At 71.4% G+C, this 14,180-nt stretch carries 12 protein-coding genes and 1 pseudogene; 7 read left to right on the forward strand and 6 right to left on the reverse strand.

Annotation, left to right across the window (positions count from 1 at the left end):
- Positions 1–14: 14 nt before the first annotated feature.
- A complete protein-coding gene (locus tag ABZ342_RS37750) occupies positions 15–110 on the forward strand; it encodes a hypothetical protein (protein ID WP_360483709.1) in 96 nt (31 codons plus the stop codon).
- On the opposite strand, the pseudogene ABZ342_RS37755 reads toward ABZ342_RS37750, so the two are convergent.
- Positions 97–2,349 (reverse strand): annotated as a pseudogene (locus ABZ342_RS37755) (methylmalonyl-CoA mutase family protein); the annotation flags it as partial. The gene ABZ342_RS37750 and the pseudogene ABZ342_RS37755 overlap by 14 nt on opposite strands.
- A 138-nt stretch (positions 2,350–2,487) precedes the next feature.
- Here ABZ342_RS37755 and ABZ342_RS37760 point away from each other — a divergent pair.
- The 4 genes from ABZ342_RS37760 to ABZ342_RS37775 all read left to right on the forward strand — a co-directional run bounded on the left by ABZ342_RS37760 (position 2,488) and on the right by ABZ342_RS37775 (position 4,526).
- Positions 2,488–2,817, forward strand: a complete 330-nt coding sequence (locus ABZ342_RS37760) for a metalloregulator ArsR/SmtB family transcription factor (RefSeq protein WP_155542176.1) — start codon at positions 2,488–2,490, stop codon at positions 2,815–2,817.
- Complete coding sequence (locus ABZ342_RS37765) at positions 2,810–3,241, forward strand: SRPBCC domain-containing protein (protein ID WP_360483621.1); 432 nt, start codon at positions 2,810–2,812, stop codon at positions 3,239–3,241. Before ABZ342_RS37760 ends, ABZ342_RS37765 begins: the two co-directional genes overlap by 8 nt.
- Positions 3,238–3,888, forward strand: a complete 651-nt coding sequence (locus tag ABZ342_RS37770; protein ID WP_360483624.1) for a DUF899 domain-containing protein — start codon at positions 3,238–3,240, stop codon at positions 3,886–3,888. Before ABZ342_RS37765 ends, ABZ342_RS37770 begins: the two co-directional genes overlap by 4 nt.
- 77 nt (positions 3,889–3,965) lie before the next feature.
- Entirely contained in the window at positions 3,966–4,526 is a 561-nt protein-coding gene (locus ABZ342_RS37775) for a dihydrofolate reductase family protein (protein ID WP_360483627.1), read from the forward strand.
- Between the two features lie 103 nt (positions 4,527–4,629).
- Here the strand turns inward: ABZ342_RS37775 and ABZ342_RS37780 are convergent, their stop codons facing one another.
- Genes ABZ342_RS37780 through ABZ342_RS37795 form a run of 4 tightly spaced genes read right to left on the reverse strand, consistent with a single transcriptional unit; the run spans position 4,630 to position 10,498 of the window.
- Entirely contained in the window at positions 4,630–5,193 is a 564-nt protein-coding gene (locus tag ABZ342_RS37780; RefSeq protein ID WP_155542172.1) for an ATP/GTP-binding protein, read from the reverse strand.
- 28 nt (positions 5,194–5,221) lie between these two features.
- Positions 5,222–5,938, reverse strand: coding sequence for a DUF742 domain-containing protein (locus ABZ342_RS37785; protein WP_230862401.1), 717 nt, complete (start codon positions 5,936–5,938; stop codon positions 5,222–5,224).
- Between the two features lie 7 nt (positions 5,939–5,945).
- Complete coding sequence (locus tag ABZ342_RS37790) at positions 5,946–6,398, reverse strand: roadblock/LC7 domain-containing protein (protein WP_155542171.1); 453 nt, start codon at positions 6,396–6,398, stop codon at positions 5,946–5,948.
- Positions 6,395–10,498 (reverse strand): nitrate- and nitrite sensing domain-containing protein, encoded by a 4,104-nt coding sequence (locus tag ABZ342_RS37795; RefSeq protein WP_360483712.1) that lies wholly within the window; start codon positions 10,496–10,498, stop codon positions 6,395–6,397. Before ABZ342_RS37795 ends, ABZ342_RS37790 begins: the two co-directional genes overlap by 4 nt.
- A 1,012-nt stretch (positions 10,499–11,510) precedes the next feature.
- Here ABZ342_RS37795 and ABZ342_RS37800 point away from each other — a divergent pair.
- Positions 11,511–11,948: a DUF485 domain-containing protein gene (locus ABZ342_RS37800; protein WP_155542170.1), complete on the forward strand. Its 438-nt coding sequence runs from the start codon at positions 11,511–11,513 to the stop codon at positions 11,946–11,948.
- Positions 11,945–13,537 (forward strand): cation acetate symporter, encoded by a 1,593-nt coding sequence (locus ABZ342_RS37805; protein ID WP_360483633.1) that lies wholly within the window; start codon positions 11,945–11,947, stop codon positions 13,535–13,537. The genes ABZ342_RS37800 and ABZ342_RS37805 overlap by 4 nt, the downstream gene beginning before the upstream one ends.
- Before the next feature lie 27 nt (positions 13,538–13,564).
- Here ABZ342_RS37805 and ABZ342_RS37810 read toward each other — a convergent pair whose 3' ends face one another.
- Complete coding sequence (locus tag ABZ342_RS37810; RefSeq protein ID WP_360483636.1) at positions 13,565–14,125, reverse strand: TetR/AcrR family transcriptional regulator; 561 nt, start codon at positions 14,123–14,125, stop codon at positions 13,565–13,567.
- Positions 14,126–14,180: the final 55 nt, after the last annotated feature.

Raw genomic sequence — 14,180 nt, forward strand, 5'->3', positions numbered from 1 at the left:
TCGAGACTCGCGCGATCCACGCCGGTCAGAAGCCAGACCCCCGCACCGGCGCTGTGATCGTGCCGATCTACCAGACTTCGACCTACGCGCAGGACCGCCGTGCTCGATGAACCACTCCTGGATGTCGGCCATCATCCGGAGGCTGAACTCGGTGGAGAAGATGCAGGTGTTCTGGCCCTGGTCCTCCTTGAGGATGTCGGCCTGGACCGTCCCCCGGACGTTGCGCAGCGCCCACTCGCGCAGCTCGGCGGCTTCCTCGTCGGACGGGTTCCGGCCGTGCTCGGCCTTGAACGCCTCGACGCGCTGGTCGATCGCGGTGTTGAGGAAGAAGGCCAGGATCGTCGGCGCCGGGCCGTTGATCGTCATCGACACCGACGTGTTCGGCGCGGTCAGGTCGAAGCCGTCGTAGAGGACCTTCATGTCCTCCAGCGAGGCGATGGACACGCCCGACGTGCCGACCTTGCCGTAGATGTCCGGGCGCGTGTGCGGGTCGTGGCCGTACAGCGTCACCGAGTCGAAGGCCGTCGAAAGGCGCTTGGCCTCGGAGTCGGCCGACAGCATCTTGAACCGGCGGTTGGTGCGGAACGCGTCCCCCTCGCCGGCGAACATCCGCGCCGGGTCCTCCCCCTCGCGCTTGAACGGGAAGACACCGGCGGTGTAGGGGAAGTAGCCCGGGAGGTTCTCGCGGCGCAGGAACGACAGCAGCTCGCCGGATTCGGCGTAGCGCGGCAGGGCGACGCGCGGGATCCGGTTGCCGGACAGCGTGTCGCGCCACAGCTGCGTGCGCAGCTCCTTGTCGCGGATCTTGACGACCAGCTCGTCCTGGCGGTACTCCTCGGCCAGCTCCCGGAACCGCGCGAGGAGCTTTGTCGACTCGCCGTCCACATCGGACTCGGCCGCGGCGAGCAGCCCGTCGAGCGCGTCGGTCGAGGCGTCCACCTTGGACAGTTCGGCGCGCGCCAGCGCCAGCGCTTCACGCTTGCGGATCGCGGCGACCTGCGCCTCGGTCTTCGCGTGGTACCCGCGCACGGTCTCGGAGATCTCGGCCAGGTAGCGGGCCCGGTTGCCCGGGATGACCGTCGAAGCGTCGGTCGACACCTTGACTTCGACCTTCGGCAGCGTGCCGGCCGAGACGGTCAGCCCGCGCTCGGCGAGCAGGCCGCGCAGGTGCTGGTACAGCGCGGTGACGCCGTCGTCGTTGAACTTCGCCGCGCTCGTGCCGTACACCGGCATGTCTTCCGGGCCCTGGGAGAAGGCCTCGCGGTTGCGCACCAGCTGACGCGCGACGTCGCGGCGGGCGTCCTCGGCGCCGCGGCGCTCGAACTTGTTGATCGCGACGACGTCGGCGAAGTCGAGCATGTCGATCTTCTCCAGCTGCGACGCGGCGCCGAACTCCGGCGTCATCACGTACAGCGACTCGTCCACGAAGTCGACGATGCCGGCGTCGCCCTGGCCGATGCCCGGCGTCTCGACGATCACCAGGTCGAACCCGGCGGCCTTGCACGCCTGGATCGCCTCGCTCAGCCCGGCCGGGATCTCGCCGGACGTCGTGCGCGTCGCCAGGGAGCGGAAGTACACCGGGGAGCCGTCGAGGCAGTTCATCCGGATGCGGTCGCCGAGCAGCGCGCCGCCGCCCTTGCGCCGCGACGGGTCGACGGCGAGCACCGCGATCCGCAGCTTGTCCTCCTGGTCGAGGCGGAAGCGGCGGATCAGCTCGTCGGTGAGCGACGACTTGCCCGAGCCGCCGGTGCCGGTGATGCCCAGAACCGGCACCTCCCGCTGGCCCGCGGCCTCGGCGATACCACCGAGCAGGTCGCCGGGCAGCCGCTCCGCCTGCAGCTGCGTGATGACGCGCGAGAGGGCGGCGACGTCGCCGGAGAGCACCTTGTCCAGCGCCGGGGCCTCGGCCGCGAGGTCGACGTCGCAGGCTTTGATCATCAGGTTGATCATGCCCGGCAGGCCCATCTCGTAGCCGTCCTCGGGCGAGAAGATGCGGGCGACGCCGCGCGAGTGCAGCAGGTCGATCTCCTCGCGCACGATCACCCCGCCCCCGCCGCCGAAGACCTTGATGTGGCCGGCGCCGCGCTCGCGCAGCAGCTCGACCAGGTAGGAGAAGTACTCGACGTGCCCACCCTGGTAAGCCGAGATGGCGACACCCTGGACGTCTTCGGCGATGGCCGCGGTGGCCACCTCGTCGACCGACCGGTTGTGGCCGAGGTGCACGACCTCCGCGCCCTGCGACTGCAGGATCCGCCGCATGATGTTGATCGACGCGTCGTGACCGTCGAAGAGACTCGACGCCGTGACGAACCGGACGGGGTGCGCGGGGCGGTACAGCTCACTGCTCATCCCCTGAGAATACTTTGACTTCCTACTATCGGGAACCCGAGGACCCGTGACACGGCTCTCACGAGCTCTCCGGGAGAACTTGACATCGGCCAGCTCGGCGCTATGTTTAACAAGTCCGTTAATTAACAAGGTGCTGAAATGACCACTGACCAGTTGAGCCGGACGTTCTCGGCGCTCGCCGACCCGACCCGGCGTGCCATTCTCGCCCGGCTGTCGGCGGGCGAAGCGACCGTGAACGAGCTCGCCGAGCCGTTCACGATGAGCCTGCCCGCCGTTTCCCGGCACCTGAAGGTGCTGGAACAGGCCGGGCTGATCACCCGCGGCCGCACCCGCCAGTGGCGGCCCTGCCGGCTGGAGGCGAAACCCCTGGAAGACGTCGCCGACTGGGTCGCGACCTACCGCCGGTTCTGGGACGGCGGGTTCGACCGCCTCGAGGAGCACCTGAGGAGCCTGACCGGCGATGCCTGACCTCACCATCACCCGCGTCTTCGACGCCCCGCGCGAACTCGTCTACACCGCCTGGACCGCACCGGACCACCTGGCGAGCTGGTTCGGTCCGCAGGGCTTCACCTGCTCCGCCGTGACTGCCGACCCGCGCCCCGGCGGCCGCTGGCGGGCCTGCATCCACTCCCCCGAAGGCGAGGACCACTGGATGCACGGCGTCTACCGCGAGGTCGACGCCCCGGAACGGCTCGCGTTCACCTTCGCCTGGGAAGCCCAGGGGCAGGAGACGCTCGTGACGATCGGCTTCGCCGACCTCGGGGGCAAGACCGAGATGACGTTCACCCAGACCGGCTTCCCGACCGCCGCCGAACGCGACGGCCACGAGGAAGGCTGGAACTCCAGCTTCGAGGACCTGACCGGCTTCATCCGAGGAAAGGACGCCCGATGACCGCCACCCAGCCGCAGATCGTCACGCCGGAGGAATGGCAGGCCGCGCGCGACGCGCTGCTGGTCAAGGAGAAGGAGCACATGAAGGCGGCCGACCGCCTCGCCGCCGAGCGCCGCCGGCTGCCGATGGTCCGCTTCGACGCGAAGTACCCGTTCGAGAGCGCCGACGGGCCGGTCACGCTGCTCGACCTGTTCGAGGGCCGCCGTCAGCTGATCGTGTACCACTTCATGCTGCACCCCGGCGACGAGGCGGGCTGCCCCGGCTGCTCCCTGCTCGTCGACAACATGCCGCACCTGGCGCACCTGCACGCCCGCGACGTCACGCTCAAGGTCGTCGCGCCGGCGACGCTGCCGGAGATCGAGCGGTACCGGACGCGGATGGGCTGGGACGTGCCGTGGGTGTCCGCGCACGGCACCGGGTTCACCGAGGACTGCGGCGTCGGGATGGGGTTCGGCGTGAGCGTGTTCCTGCGCGACGGCGACGACGTGTACCGCACGTACTTCACCTCCGGCCGGGGCGGCGAGATGTTCCTGGCCTCCCACCGCTACCTCGACGTCACGCCGCTGGGGCGCCAGGAAGCGTGGGAAGAGGACAGCCACGGCGACGACGCGCCGAGCTCGTGGTGGCGCCGTCACGACGAATACTGAAAGTTCCCGGGCGGCCGTGTCCGATCTGCCCGCGCGGCTCCGACCTCCCGGTGAAAGCACTTCAGAAGGAGACGAAAATGCGCGAGATCGTCCACATGGTCCACACCTCGCTCGACGGCTGCGTCGAGGGCCCGGCCGGCGAGTTCGACTGGCCGGTCATGGGACCGGAGCTGTCCGGCTACTCGCAGGAGCTGGCCGGGCGCTACGGCGAGTTCGCCTACGGGCGGAAGGTCTGGGACATGATGTCCGCGTTCTGGCCGACCGCCGAGACGACCTCCGACCACCCGCACGACATCGCCTTCGCGCCGGTGTGGCGGTCCACCCCGAAGATCGTGTTCTCGCGGACGCTGGAGAAGGCGGACTGGAACACGCGGGTGGTCGGGGGCGCGCTGCCCGAGGTGGTCACGTCGCTGAAGGCCGAGCCGGGCAAGGACGTGCTGCTGATGGGCGGCGCGGAGCTGGCCGCCGGGCTGACCGCCCACGGGCTGATCGACGAGTACCAGGTGTTCGTCCACCCGGTGATCCTGGGCGGCACCAAGCGCCCGTTCGCCGAGGGCACGGCACGGCTCGGGCTCGAGCTGGCCGAGTCCCGCACGTTCGACGGACGGGTGGTGCTGCTGCGCCTGCGGCGCGCGTGAAACGGCGCCGGCGATCCCGCGCTTCCCCGCGCGCGATCGACCGGCGTGGTGCTCACGCCCGGAAGCGGCTGGTGCCTCCTCGGCACCGTCCGCTCCCCCGGCGTCAGCGGCTCTTGGCCGCCCGCAGCGCGATCCACTGGCGCATCGCGTACTCGACCAGCGTGATCAGCGTCTGCTTCGTCGACTCGCGGTCCCGGGCGTCGCAGCGGACGATCGGGATGTTCGGGTCGATCGACAGGGCCTCGCGCACGTCGTTGATGTCGTGCTCCAGCACGCCGTCGAACGTGTTGACGCCGACGATGTACGGCAGGCCGCGATCTTCGAAGAAGTCGATCGGGGCGAACGAGTCGGCCAGCCGGCGGGTGTCCGCCAGCACGACCGCGCCGATCGCGCCGCGGACCAGGTCGTCCCACATGAACCAGAACCGCTGCTGCCCGGGCGTGCCGAACAGGTAGAGGATCAGGTCCGCGTCCAGCGACACCCGGCCGAAGTCCATCGCCACCGTCGTCGTCGACTTGCCCGGCGTGTGGTCGAGGTTGTCGACGCCGACGCTCGCGTCGGTCATCATCGCCTCGGTGGTGAGCGGCACGATTTCCGACACCGACCCGACGAAGGTCGTCTTGCCCGCGCCGAAGCCGCCCGCCACCACGATCTTGGCGGATGTCATGGTCGGGGGCGCGGTGTCCCGCGGTGCCTTAAAGCCGACGGAGTCCACTCAAAACCCTTTCCATCAACACCAGATGTGCCTCGGCGCCGTCATTGCCCGTTATCGTCTTGTGCACCGTGACCAGCCCTGCGTCCGCCGCGTCGCTGATCAGCACCCGGGCCACGCCCAAAGGCACCCGCAAGGCCGACACCAGCTCGGCGACCGAACGGGGGGTCCGGCACTCTTCCATGATCGAGATGCACTCGATCTGCTCCGCGGCCACTTCGGGGAAGCCACCGGTGGCAGCGTAGTCCTTCGCGGAGATCAGTGTCTCCAGCTCCAGGGCGTAGTTCGCCCGGGTGCGGCCACCGGTCAAAGCGTACGGCCGGACGATCGCCGTCTGGTCCTCGGGCGCGAGCGGCTGTTCGAACACCGCGGGCATGATGAACTCGCCGCTGGGCGGTCCGGGGTCGAACAGCCCCCCTGGTCTGGGGGCGTCTCCGTCGGTACTGCCGGGTGGAGAGACTAAAGAGGTCACTCGATCTCCTTGGTCGGCCGACGGCGCGGGCGCCGGCGGTTCCGCGGCCGCGTGCGCACCGGCGGCCGGGGGTGGCGGGGACTCCTTGCTCTTCTTGCGCTTCCGGCGGGCACGGCCGGAATCCAGGGTGAACCCGTTGAGGACGTCGGCGAAGGTGCCGTCGTCCTCTCGCCCGGGGGGCCGCTGCCCCTCGGGTGGTTCACCGCCGAATCCGGACCCCGTGCTCATCGCGCCATCATCCCACCGGTTCGCCGATCAGCGACCCACCAGAGCCCTGAAGCTGAGCGCGCAGCTCCGGGGTCAGGATCTGGCCGACCCGGTCGACGAGCATCGTCATCTCGTAGGCGACCTGCCCGATGTCGCAGTTCGGGGCCGCGAGCACGGCCAGGCAGGACCCGTCGCTGATGGACATCAGCACCATGATCCCCAGCTCCATCTCGACGACGGTCTCGTTGACCGCGCCCGCCTCGAAGCACCGGGCGGCGCCCTGGGTGAGGCTGACCAGGCCCGAAGCGACCGCGGCGAGCTGGTCGGCCCGGTCGAGCGGCAACCGGTTCGACGCGCTCAGCAGCAGGCCGTCCGCCGAGACGACCACGGCGTGGGCCACGCCGGGCACCCGCTCCGCGAAGTCGTTGATCAGCCAGCCGAACTGATTCTGCGGCGGCTGTGCGCTACTCGGCGAGGTCATTCGCCCTCCAGTGTCTCGTGGTTGGTCTCGGCCCGCGCGGTGCGGTGGCGTCCGCGCTCGATGCCCTGCTGGAAGCTTCGCAGGCGGCCGCGCACGTCGTGTGCGTCCCGTTGTGGTCGGGGGGCCGTGGCCCCGGTGGGCGGTCCGGCGCTGCCCGGGAGCAGCTGCTCCCCGCGACGGCGCCGGGGCAATCCTGCCGAAGTGAACGTGGCAGGTGCCGACTGGGACACCGCTTGCACCGCCCGCCAGCCTTCATCGGTGCCGAAGTTCCACTCGGCGGTGGCTTCGACGGCCGGCTCTTCCTGGCGCGGCGCCGGCGTTTCCGGATCCGCGGCGCCCCGCCGCGACGGCAGCGCCGAGGGCGGGACGGCGGGACGGCCCGGGCCCTCGAGGAAGGCCGGGGACGGCCGGTCGGGTCCACCGAAGGCCGGCGGGCGCGGCGACGGCCGCGGCTGCCGGCTCGGCAGCGGTCCGGGCTGCTGGGGCGCGGCCGGTTCGCCGGGCTGAGCCGGGCCATCCTGCTGTGCGGGCTGGTGGAGGGCTGCGGGCTGAGCTTGCCCCGGCTGCGGCGATCCGTCGGACGGGGAGGACTGCTCGCGGAGGGCAGCGGGCTGAGCTTGCCCCGGCAGCGGCGAACCGTCCGACGGGGATGACTGCTCGCCGGACTGCGCCGGTGTGGACTGCTGCGGCCCGGGCGACGGCCGCCTGGCCGGCAGCTGTCCGGGTTCGCCGGCCTCAGGCGCGGCCGGAGACTGGCCGGACTGCGCCGGCTTGTTCGCCTCACTGGACCGACGGAGAGCGGCGGGCACCCGGCTCCACTGCGGCAGCCCGTCGGACTCGCCAGGCTGGTGGAGGGCGGCCGGCGTTTGGCCGGACTGCGCCGACCCATCCGACTCACTGGGAGCAACAGCCCCCTGCCCCGATCCCTCCGGTTCGCCGGACGGGCGGAAAGCGGCCGGCACCTGGCCCGAACCACCAGGCTGAACGGGAGCAGCGGGCCCCGGCTGCGCCGGCGCGTGCGGCTGGAACATGTCCGGCTGGGCGGCCGGGCGGCCCGGCCGGCCGTTCGGCTGCGGCGCCTGCCCGGCACCTGGCTGTCCCCGCCGCGGCAGGCCGTTCTGCTGGAACGCCACGTCCTGCTGCGTCCCGGGTGCCCCCGGCTCGAGCCTCTGCGCGAACGACTGCTGCTGGGCTGTCGCCGCCGAGATGTCCGGCTCGGCAGCTCCCGGCTGAGGAGCGTCCGGCTGGAAGGCGGGCGCCGCGCCCTGTGCCTGGCGCGCCTGGCGGCGGCCGCGGGTGACGCCCTGCTGGAAGCTGCTCAGCCGCCCGCGGACGTCGGCCGGGTCGCGGACCGGCAGGTCGGAACGGGCCGGGGCCGGGGCCGCCGGAATCGCCGCGGCCGGGGTCGCGCTGCCCGGCATGAGCTGCTCGCCGCGGCGGCGGCGGGGCAGCCCCGCCTCGGTGAACGCCGTCGGCTCCGACTTGGTGACCGCCTGGACCGTGCGGAAGTTCTCGTCGCTGGCGAAATCCCAGCTGCGGGCCTCCTGCGGCTCGGCAGCAGGCTTCTCCGGGGCCTCGGCGACCGGCTCCGAATCTTCCGAAGCGGCGGCGGCCGGCTTCTCGGCGGGCTTGTCCTCGCGGAACCACGCCGACAGCATCTCGTCGAAGATCGGCGTCGTCTCCGAGCGATCCGGCGCCGGAGTGGGCGCCGGGGCCGGCTCCGCGGTCGCCTGCTGCCACCAGTCGGTCAACGTGGTTTCGTTGGCGGAGAACAGGTCCTTGCCCGAGGGCAGGTCACCGGCGCGCGGCGGGTCCGGCACCGGCAGCACCGCGGGCACCGGCGGCAGCGTCGGCCGCGGCGGCGGCGCCGGGTCGTCCTTGGGCAGCGGCGCGAACAGGTCCGTCCCGGAGATCTCCAGGTCCGACGGCGGCCGGACCCCGGCCGGCCCGTGACCGTTGGTCAGCCCGGCGAGGTCGCTCGCCGACGGCCAGCGCTCCTCCCCCATCGCCGGCTGCTCCGGCACCAACGGGCGCGGCCGCGAGTTGCCGTTGACCTGGCGCCGCGGCAGCTGGTTGCCCATCGGCGGGCTCGCGGGCGGCCGCTGCGCGCTGATCTGGCCCGTCCGCGGGCCGTCGGTCACCGCCATCACCAGCTCCGCCGGGACGACGACCGTGGCGCGGACCCCGACGATGTCCCGGCCGCCGTGCAGCGACACGCCGATCCGGTGCCGGCTGGCCAGCCGGCCGACGACGAACAGGCCCATCCGGCGCGAGGTGGCCAGGTCGACCGACCCGGCCTCGGTCAGCCGGGTGTTCGCCTCGGCGACCTCGGCCTCGTTCATGCCGATGCCCTTGTCGAGGATGTCGATGTTGAGCGAGCCGTCCTCGCCCAGCCGCGACGCCACGGTCACGCTCGTCTCCGGCGCGGAGAACGCCGTCGCGTTGTCCAGCAGCTCGGCGACCAGGCGCATCAGGTCGCTCGCGGCGTAGCCGACGATCCGGGCCGGGGGCGGCGACTGGACCTGGACCCGCTGGTACTGCTCGATCTCCGACACCGCGGCGCGGAGCATGTCGGTGGTGCCGACCGGCTTGCCGGACCGGCGGCCGGGCTCGGCGCCCGACAGCACCATCAGGTTCTCGTTGTTGCGCCGCATCCGGGTGGCGAGGTGGTCGAGCTGGAACAGCGTCGCCAGCTGGTCGGCGTCCTCCTCGTCCCGCTCCAGCTGCTCGATCAGCTGCAGCTGCCGCTGGACCAGGCTCTGGCTGCGCCGCGACAGGTTGACGAAGACGCTGCCGAAGCCGGTGCGCATCGCGGCCTGCTCGGTCGCCAGCCGCAGCGCCTGGTGGTGGACCTTGTCGAACGCCCGCGCCACCTCGCCGACCTCGTCCTCGGTCTGCACCGGCACCGGCACGACGGCCGTGCCCTGCACGCGGCCTTCCTGGATGTTGCGGACCGCTTCGGGCAGCGCGGTTTCGGCGACGTCGAGAGCGCTGCGACGCAGTGCTTTCAGCGAGCGCAGCAGCTGCCGGGTGATGAGGAAGACGACCGCGACGGCGAGCACCATCGCGGCGAACAGCAGCACCGCGAGCAGGCCCGCGCCGCTGCTGGCGTCGTCGACGAGCTGCTCCGAGGTGGCCGACGCCGACGCGCCGAGCCGGTCGGCGACCTGGCCGATCTGCGTCCGCATCGCCGAGGAAGCGGCGGTCCAGTCGGCCGCGGACAGGGCGCGGAAGGCGTCGTCGACCGTGTTCCCCTGCGCGTTCAGCACCGACTCGACCATCCGGGCCCGGCTCTGGGCCTGCGCGCCTTCGGCGATCGCGGCGAAGTCGCGCTGCAGCGTGTCGCCCGCCGCGGAGCGGAAGTCGATGAGCCGGTCGGCCAGCCGCAGCTCGGCGGCGCGCAGCGTGGCCAGCTCGCTCGGCGACAGCGCGGAGCGGGCGATGCCGTAGGAGACCAGTGCCTGGCTGACCGACACCTGCTCGCCCGCGACGAGCAGCTCGTGCAGCCCGGCGGGGGTCCCGCCGAGGGTGCCGTCGCCGGCGCCCGCGGTGGCCGCGGTGTCGAGGCCGATCAGCGAGCCGGTGGTCCCCGAGTACGCGGTGACGGCCTGGGCCGGGTCGAGCTGGCCGCCGTCGACCTGGCGGCGCAGGAAGCCGAGGTTGTTGACCTGCGCGGTCGCCGCGCCGGCGGCCCCGGCCACGCCGGGCTCGACCTCGGACGCGCGGGCCTGCGCCGCGGTGAACGGCGCGACCGCGGCGTCGGTGGCCTTGCGGGCCGCGGCCAGCGCGGGCGTGCCGCCGACGGTGCCGTCGGTCAGCATCGCCGCGGTGACCGTGCGCTCCTGCTGCAGCGCACCGGTGAGCGCGCGGGTCTGGCCGCCGAGCGAGACGAGCCGGTCGAGGCGCTGGTACTCGGCCGAGCGGCCGACCTGGCCCGCGATCGTCGTGACGCCGAGGACCAGCGCGAGCACGATGGGGACGACGGTGACGGCCGAGAGCTTGACGGGCAGGCTCCAGTCGCGCCAGCGCACGAGGGCGCGCCACGCGTCCTTCCCCTTGGACCGCCGGGGTGCTCGGCCGAGCAGCTCCCCCACGGGCACCTGACCTTCTCCTGCAACGGTCACGTGAGTGACTCCCTGTCCGGCGTCATGGATCCGCGTCGACGGCGCGGCGTCCCGGCTCGCGGCGGGCCGCCGGACGGTCGTGCCGCCCGCGCCCTGCCGCGTCCCCGGTGCCCTCGCTCGTCCCCGGCCGCCCGGCCGTCCGCGCACTCGTGCAGGCACCGTCCCGCCGTCCCGTGCAAGGGACTGTGCACGTGCACGGCGCAACTTGCGGTCTGCACGGTCGTCGAGATCAACTTAATCGGTGCCAATCGATCGCTGCGGTCAGCTGGGCCAAAGAATCGTACCCCCGGCGCCCGGACGGTCAATTTTGTTCTCCACTCGGGCGCTGACCTGCGAAAAGTGGATTCCGGGCCGAGAACCACCCCGCACATTCGCCCTCACCGCCCCCGAAGAGGGAATTCCGGTTACCGGAAGCGTCTCACCCAGGCATCCGGCCGTCACCCGATTAGCCCACCCAGGGGAGTGTAGTACCTCGGACGATCTACACTCAGTACCCCCATCGGGTGGGTCAAGTCTCAAGATGTGCCCGATGTTGTGGCGTTGTCCCCCATCGTGCCCCGACCTGGTGATTTCTTTCGAGACTGACCGCTGACCAGTGGATCTTCACCGCCACGCCCGCAGGCGGGCGACACTCTCCGGGACGACGTGAGCGCTCACGGACACTCTGCGTGTCCGACGCGGATCGACCCTCGACCGGATTAGCTCGTTCGCCGCAGTGCCCGCCGGATGCGACAACGTGGCGTCACAATTCTTTTCATCATTACGGGTGATCTGCTCGTGATCATGAAGCACTACTCCATTCGACGCTTTCGACGAGAAATCGAATACCGCGCGTTCCGCGCGTCCTGGACCGACCGGCCGCCTGCGATGTCCGCCGGACGGCCTAGTTACGATGTTCGTCTCGCAGTCCGCAAGGGCGGCCCGGTGCGCTGTCCGCAGACGGCCGGGGCCCCGCCGCCACGGAGGCACTCTGCCGGAGGCAACCCACATGTACGACGTCGCGCGCCCCGCGGCGGGCAACCCCCTCGAGGAGACCGGCCAGATGCCGGCCCTGTTCACCGGGGACCGCCCACCCGCGGCCCAGCACCGCCGGCCCGTTCCCCGCCCGGGTCCCGACTACCCCGCGATCCAGGCCAGCCGCGAGTTCGGCTCGCTGCGGCGGCGGTTCCGGGCCTTCGTCTTCCCGATGAGCTTGGCCTTCTTCGCCTGGTACATGACGTACGTGCTGCTCGCCGCGTACGCGCACGACTTCATGAGCACCAAGGTGTTCGGCCAGGTCAACGTCGGCATCCTGCTCGGCATCGGCCAGTTCGCCAGCACCGCGCTGGTCACCTGGCTCTACCTGCGCTACGCGCGCCGCCACCTCGACCCGCGCGTGGCCGAGCTGCGGGCCCGCGCGGGCCTGACGGAAGGGACCCGCCGATGACCGCCCTCGCCGCCGAAGGCACCCCGGCCAGCGACCCGCTCGTCAACACCGCCGTGTTCGCCCTGTTCGTGGCGATCACGCTGTACGTCGTCTACCGGGCCAGCAGCCGGAACTCCTCGACGGCCGACTACTACGCCGCGGGCAGCGCGTTCACCGGCCGCCAGAACGGCATCGCGCTGTCGGGCGACTTCCTGTCGGCGGCATCGTTCCTCGGCATCGCCGGCGCCATCGCGATGCACGGCTACGACGGCTTCCTCTACTCGATCGGCTTCCTCGTCGCCTGGCTGGTCGACCTGCTGCTGATCGCCGAGCTCCTGCGCAACACCGGCCGCTTCACGATGGGCGACGTGCTGAGCTTCCGGATGAAGCAGCGCCCGGTCCGCGCGGCGGCGGCGACGTCGACACTGGTGATCTCCTTCTTCTACATGCTGGCGCAGATGGCGGGCGCCGGCGGCCTGGTGGCGCTGCTGCTCAACGTCCACTCCAAACTCGGCCAGGCGCTGGTGATCGGCGTCGTCGGCCTGGTCATGGTGCTGTACGTGCTGGTCGGCGGGATGAAGGGCACCACGTGGGTGCAGATCATCAAGGCGACCATCCTGCTGCTGTGCGGCGCGCTGCTCACGGTGTTCCTGTTCGGCAAGTTCGGCTTCTCGTTCTCGAACCTGCTCTCGTCGGCCGCGGAGAACAGCCCGCTCGGCGACAAGCTCCTGGAGCCGGGCGGCTCGTACGGCAAGAACGCCACCACGAAGCTCGACTTCGTGTCACTGGCCTTGGCGCTGGTGCTCGGCGCGGCGGCACTGCCCCACGTGCTGATGCGCTTCTACACCGTGCCGAACTCCCGTGAGGCGCGGCGAAGCGTCGTCTGGGCGACGGCGTGCATGTTCCTGTTCTACCTGTGCACGCTGGTCATCGGCTTCGGTGCGGCCGCGCTGGTCGGCGCGGACGAGATCAAGGCCGCGCCCGGCGGGGAGAACTCGGCGGCTCCGCTGCTGGCCCTGCACGTCGGCGGGACGCTGCTGCTGGGCATCATCGCCGCGGTGGCGTTCGCGACGATCCTCGCGGTGGTGGCCGGGCTGACGATCACCGCGTCGGCCTCCTTCGCCCACGACGTCTACGCGAACATCTTCAAGCGCGGCAAGGCGGACCCGGCCGACGAGGTCCGGGTGGCGCGGCTGACCGCGATCGCGGTCGGGGCGCTGGCCATCGTCGGCGGCGTGCTGGCGAACGGCCAGAACATCGCGTTCCTGGTCGCGCTGGCGTTCGCGGTCGCGGCGTCGGCGAACCTCTCGACGCTGCTGTACTCGCTGTTCTGGAAGCGGTTCAACACGACGGGCACGCTCTGGGGCATCTACGGCGGCCTGGCCGCGAGCCTGATCCTGGTGCTCTTCTCGCCGGTCGTCTCGGGCGCACCGGACGCGATCTTCAAGGGCATCGACTTCGCCTGGTTCCCGCTCAAGAACCCGGGCCTGGTGTCGATCCCGTTCTCGTTCCTCTGCGGGTTCGTCGGCACCCTCGTCGGCAAGCCGAAGGCGGACCTGGAGAAGCAGGCCGAGATGGAGGTCCGGTCCCTCACCGGGATCGGCAGCTGACTGCCTGACGATCCTGGACGGCCTGCGTCACGCGCGCAGGCCGTCCAGGATCACGGTCAGCACGCGTTTCCCGTCCTCGGGGCTGCAGTTGCGCACCGCCATGCCCGCGCCGTGGCCCAGCCGCAGGACGTCGGGCCCCGCGACGTCGGGCCGGATCAGCCCCGCGGCCGCGTCGACCAGCACCCCGACCGCTTCCCGCAGCCGCACCTGGCAGTACTGGAACGTCTCCGAGCCCGAGTCGATCGACTCCTTGAGCACCGTCGCCAGCTTGTGCCGCTCCACGACCCAGGTGACCTGCTCCCGCAGCCAGGCCTCGAGGGCCTCCCACGGCGGCAGCTCGTCGTGCAGGACGTACGCGCGGTCGGCGAGCACCTCGATCTCGTCGCGGTAGACCGCTTCGAACAGCTTTTCGCGCGTCGGGAAGTGCCGGTACAGCGTGCCCGCCCCCACCCCGGCCTTCTTCGCGATGTCGTCCAGCGGCACGTCGGCGCCGTGCGCGGTGAAGAGATCCTTCGCCGTCGCGACGATGCGCTCGTAGTTGCGCCGCGCGTCCGCCCGCATCGGACGCTCCGAGTCCGCACCCGGCATCCCGGCCTCCTCGCCACTTAACCGGAGAGATTCTCCGAATTCACTTGCGCATCCG

The organism is Amycolatopsis sp. NPDC005961, assembly GCF_040629235.1.
GTDB lineage: Bacteria > Actinomycetota > Actinomycetes > Mycobacteriales > Pseudonocardiaceae > Amycolatopsis > Amycolatopsis camponoti.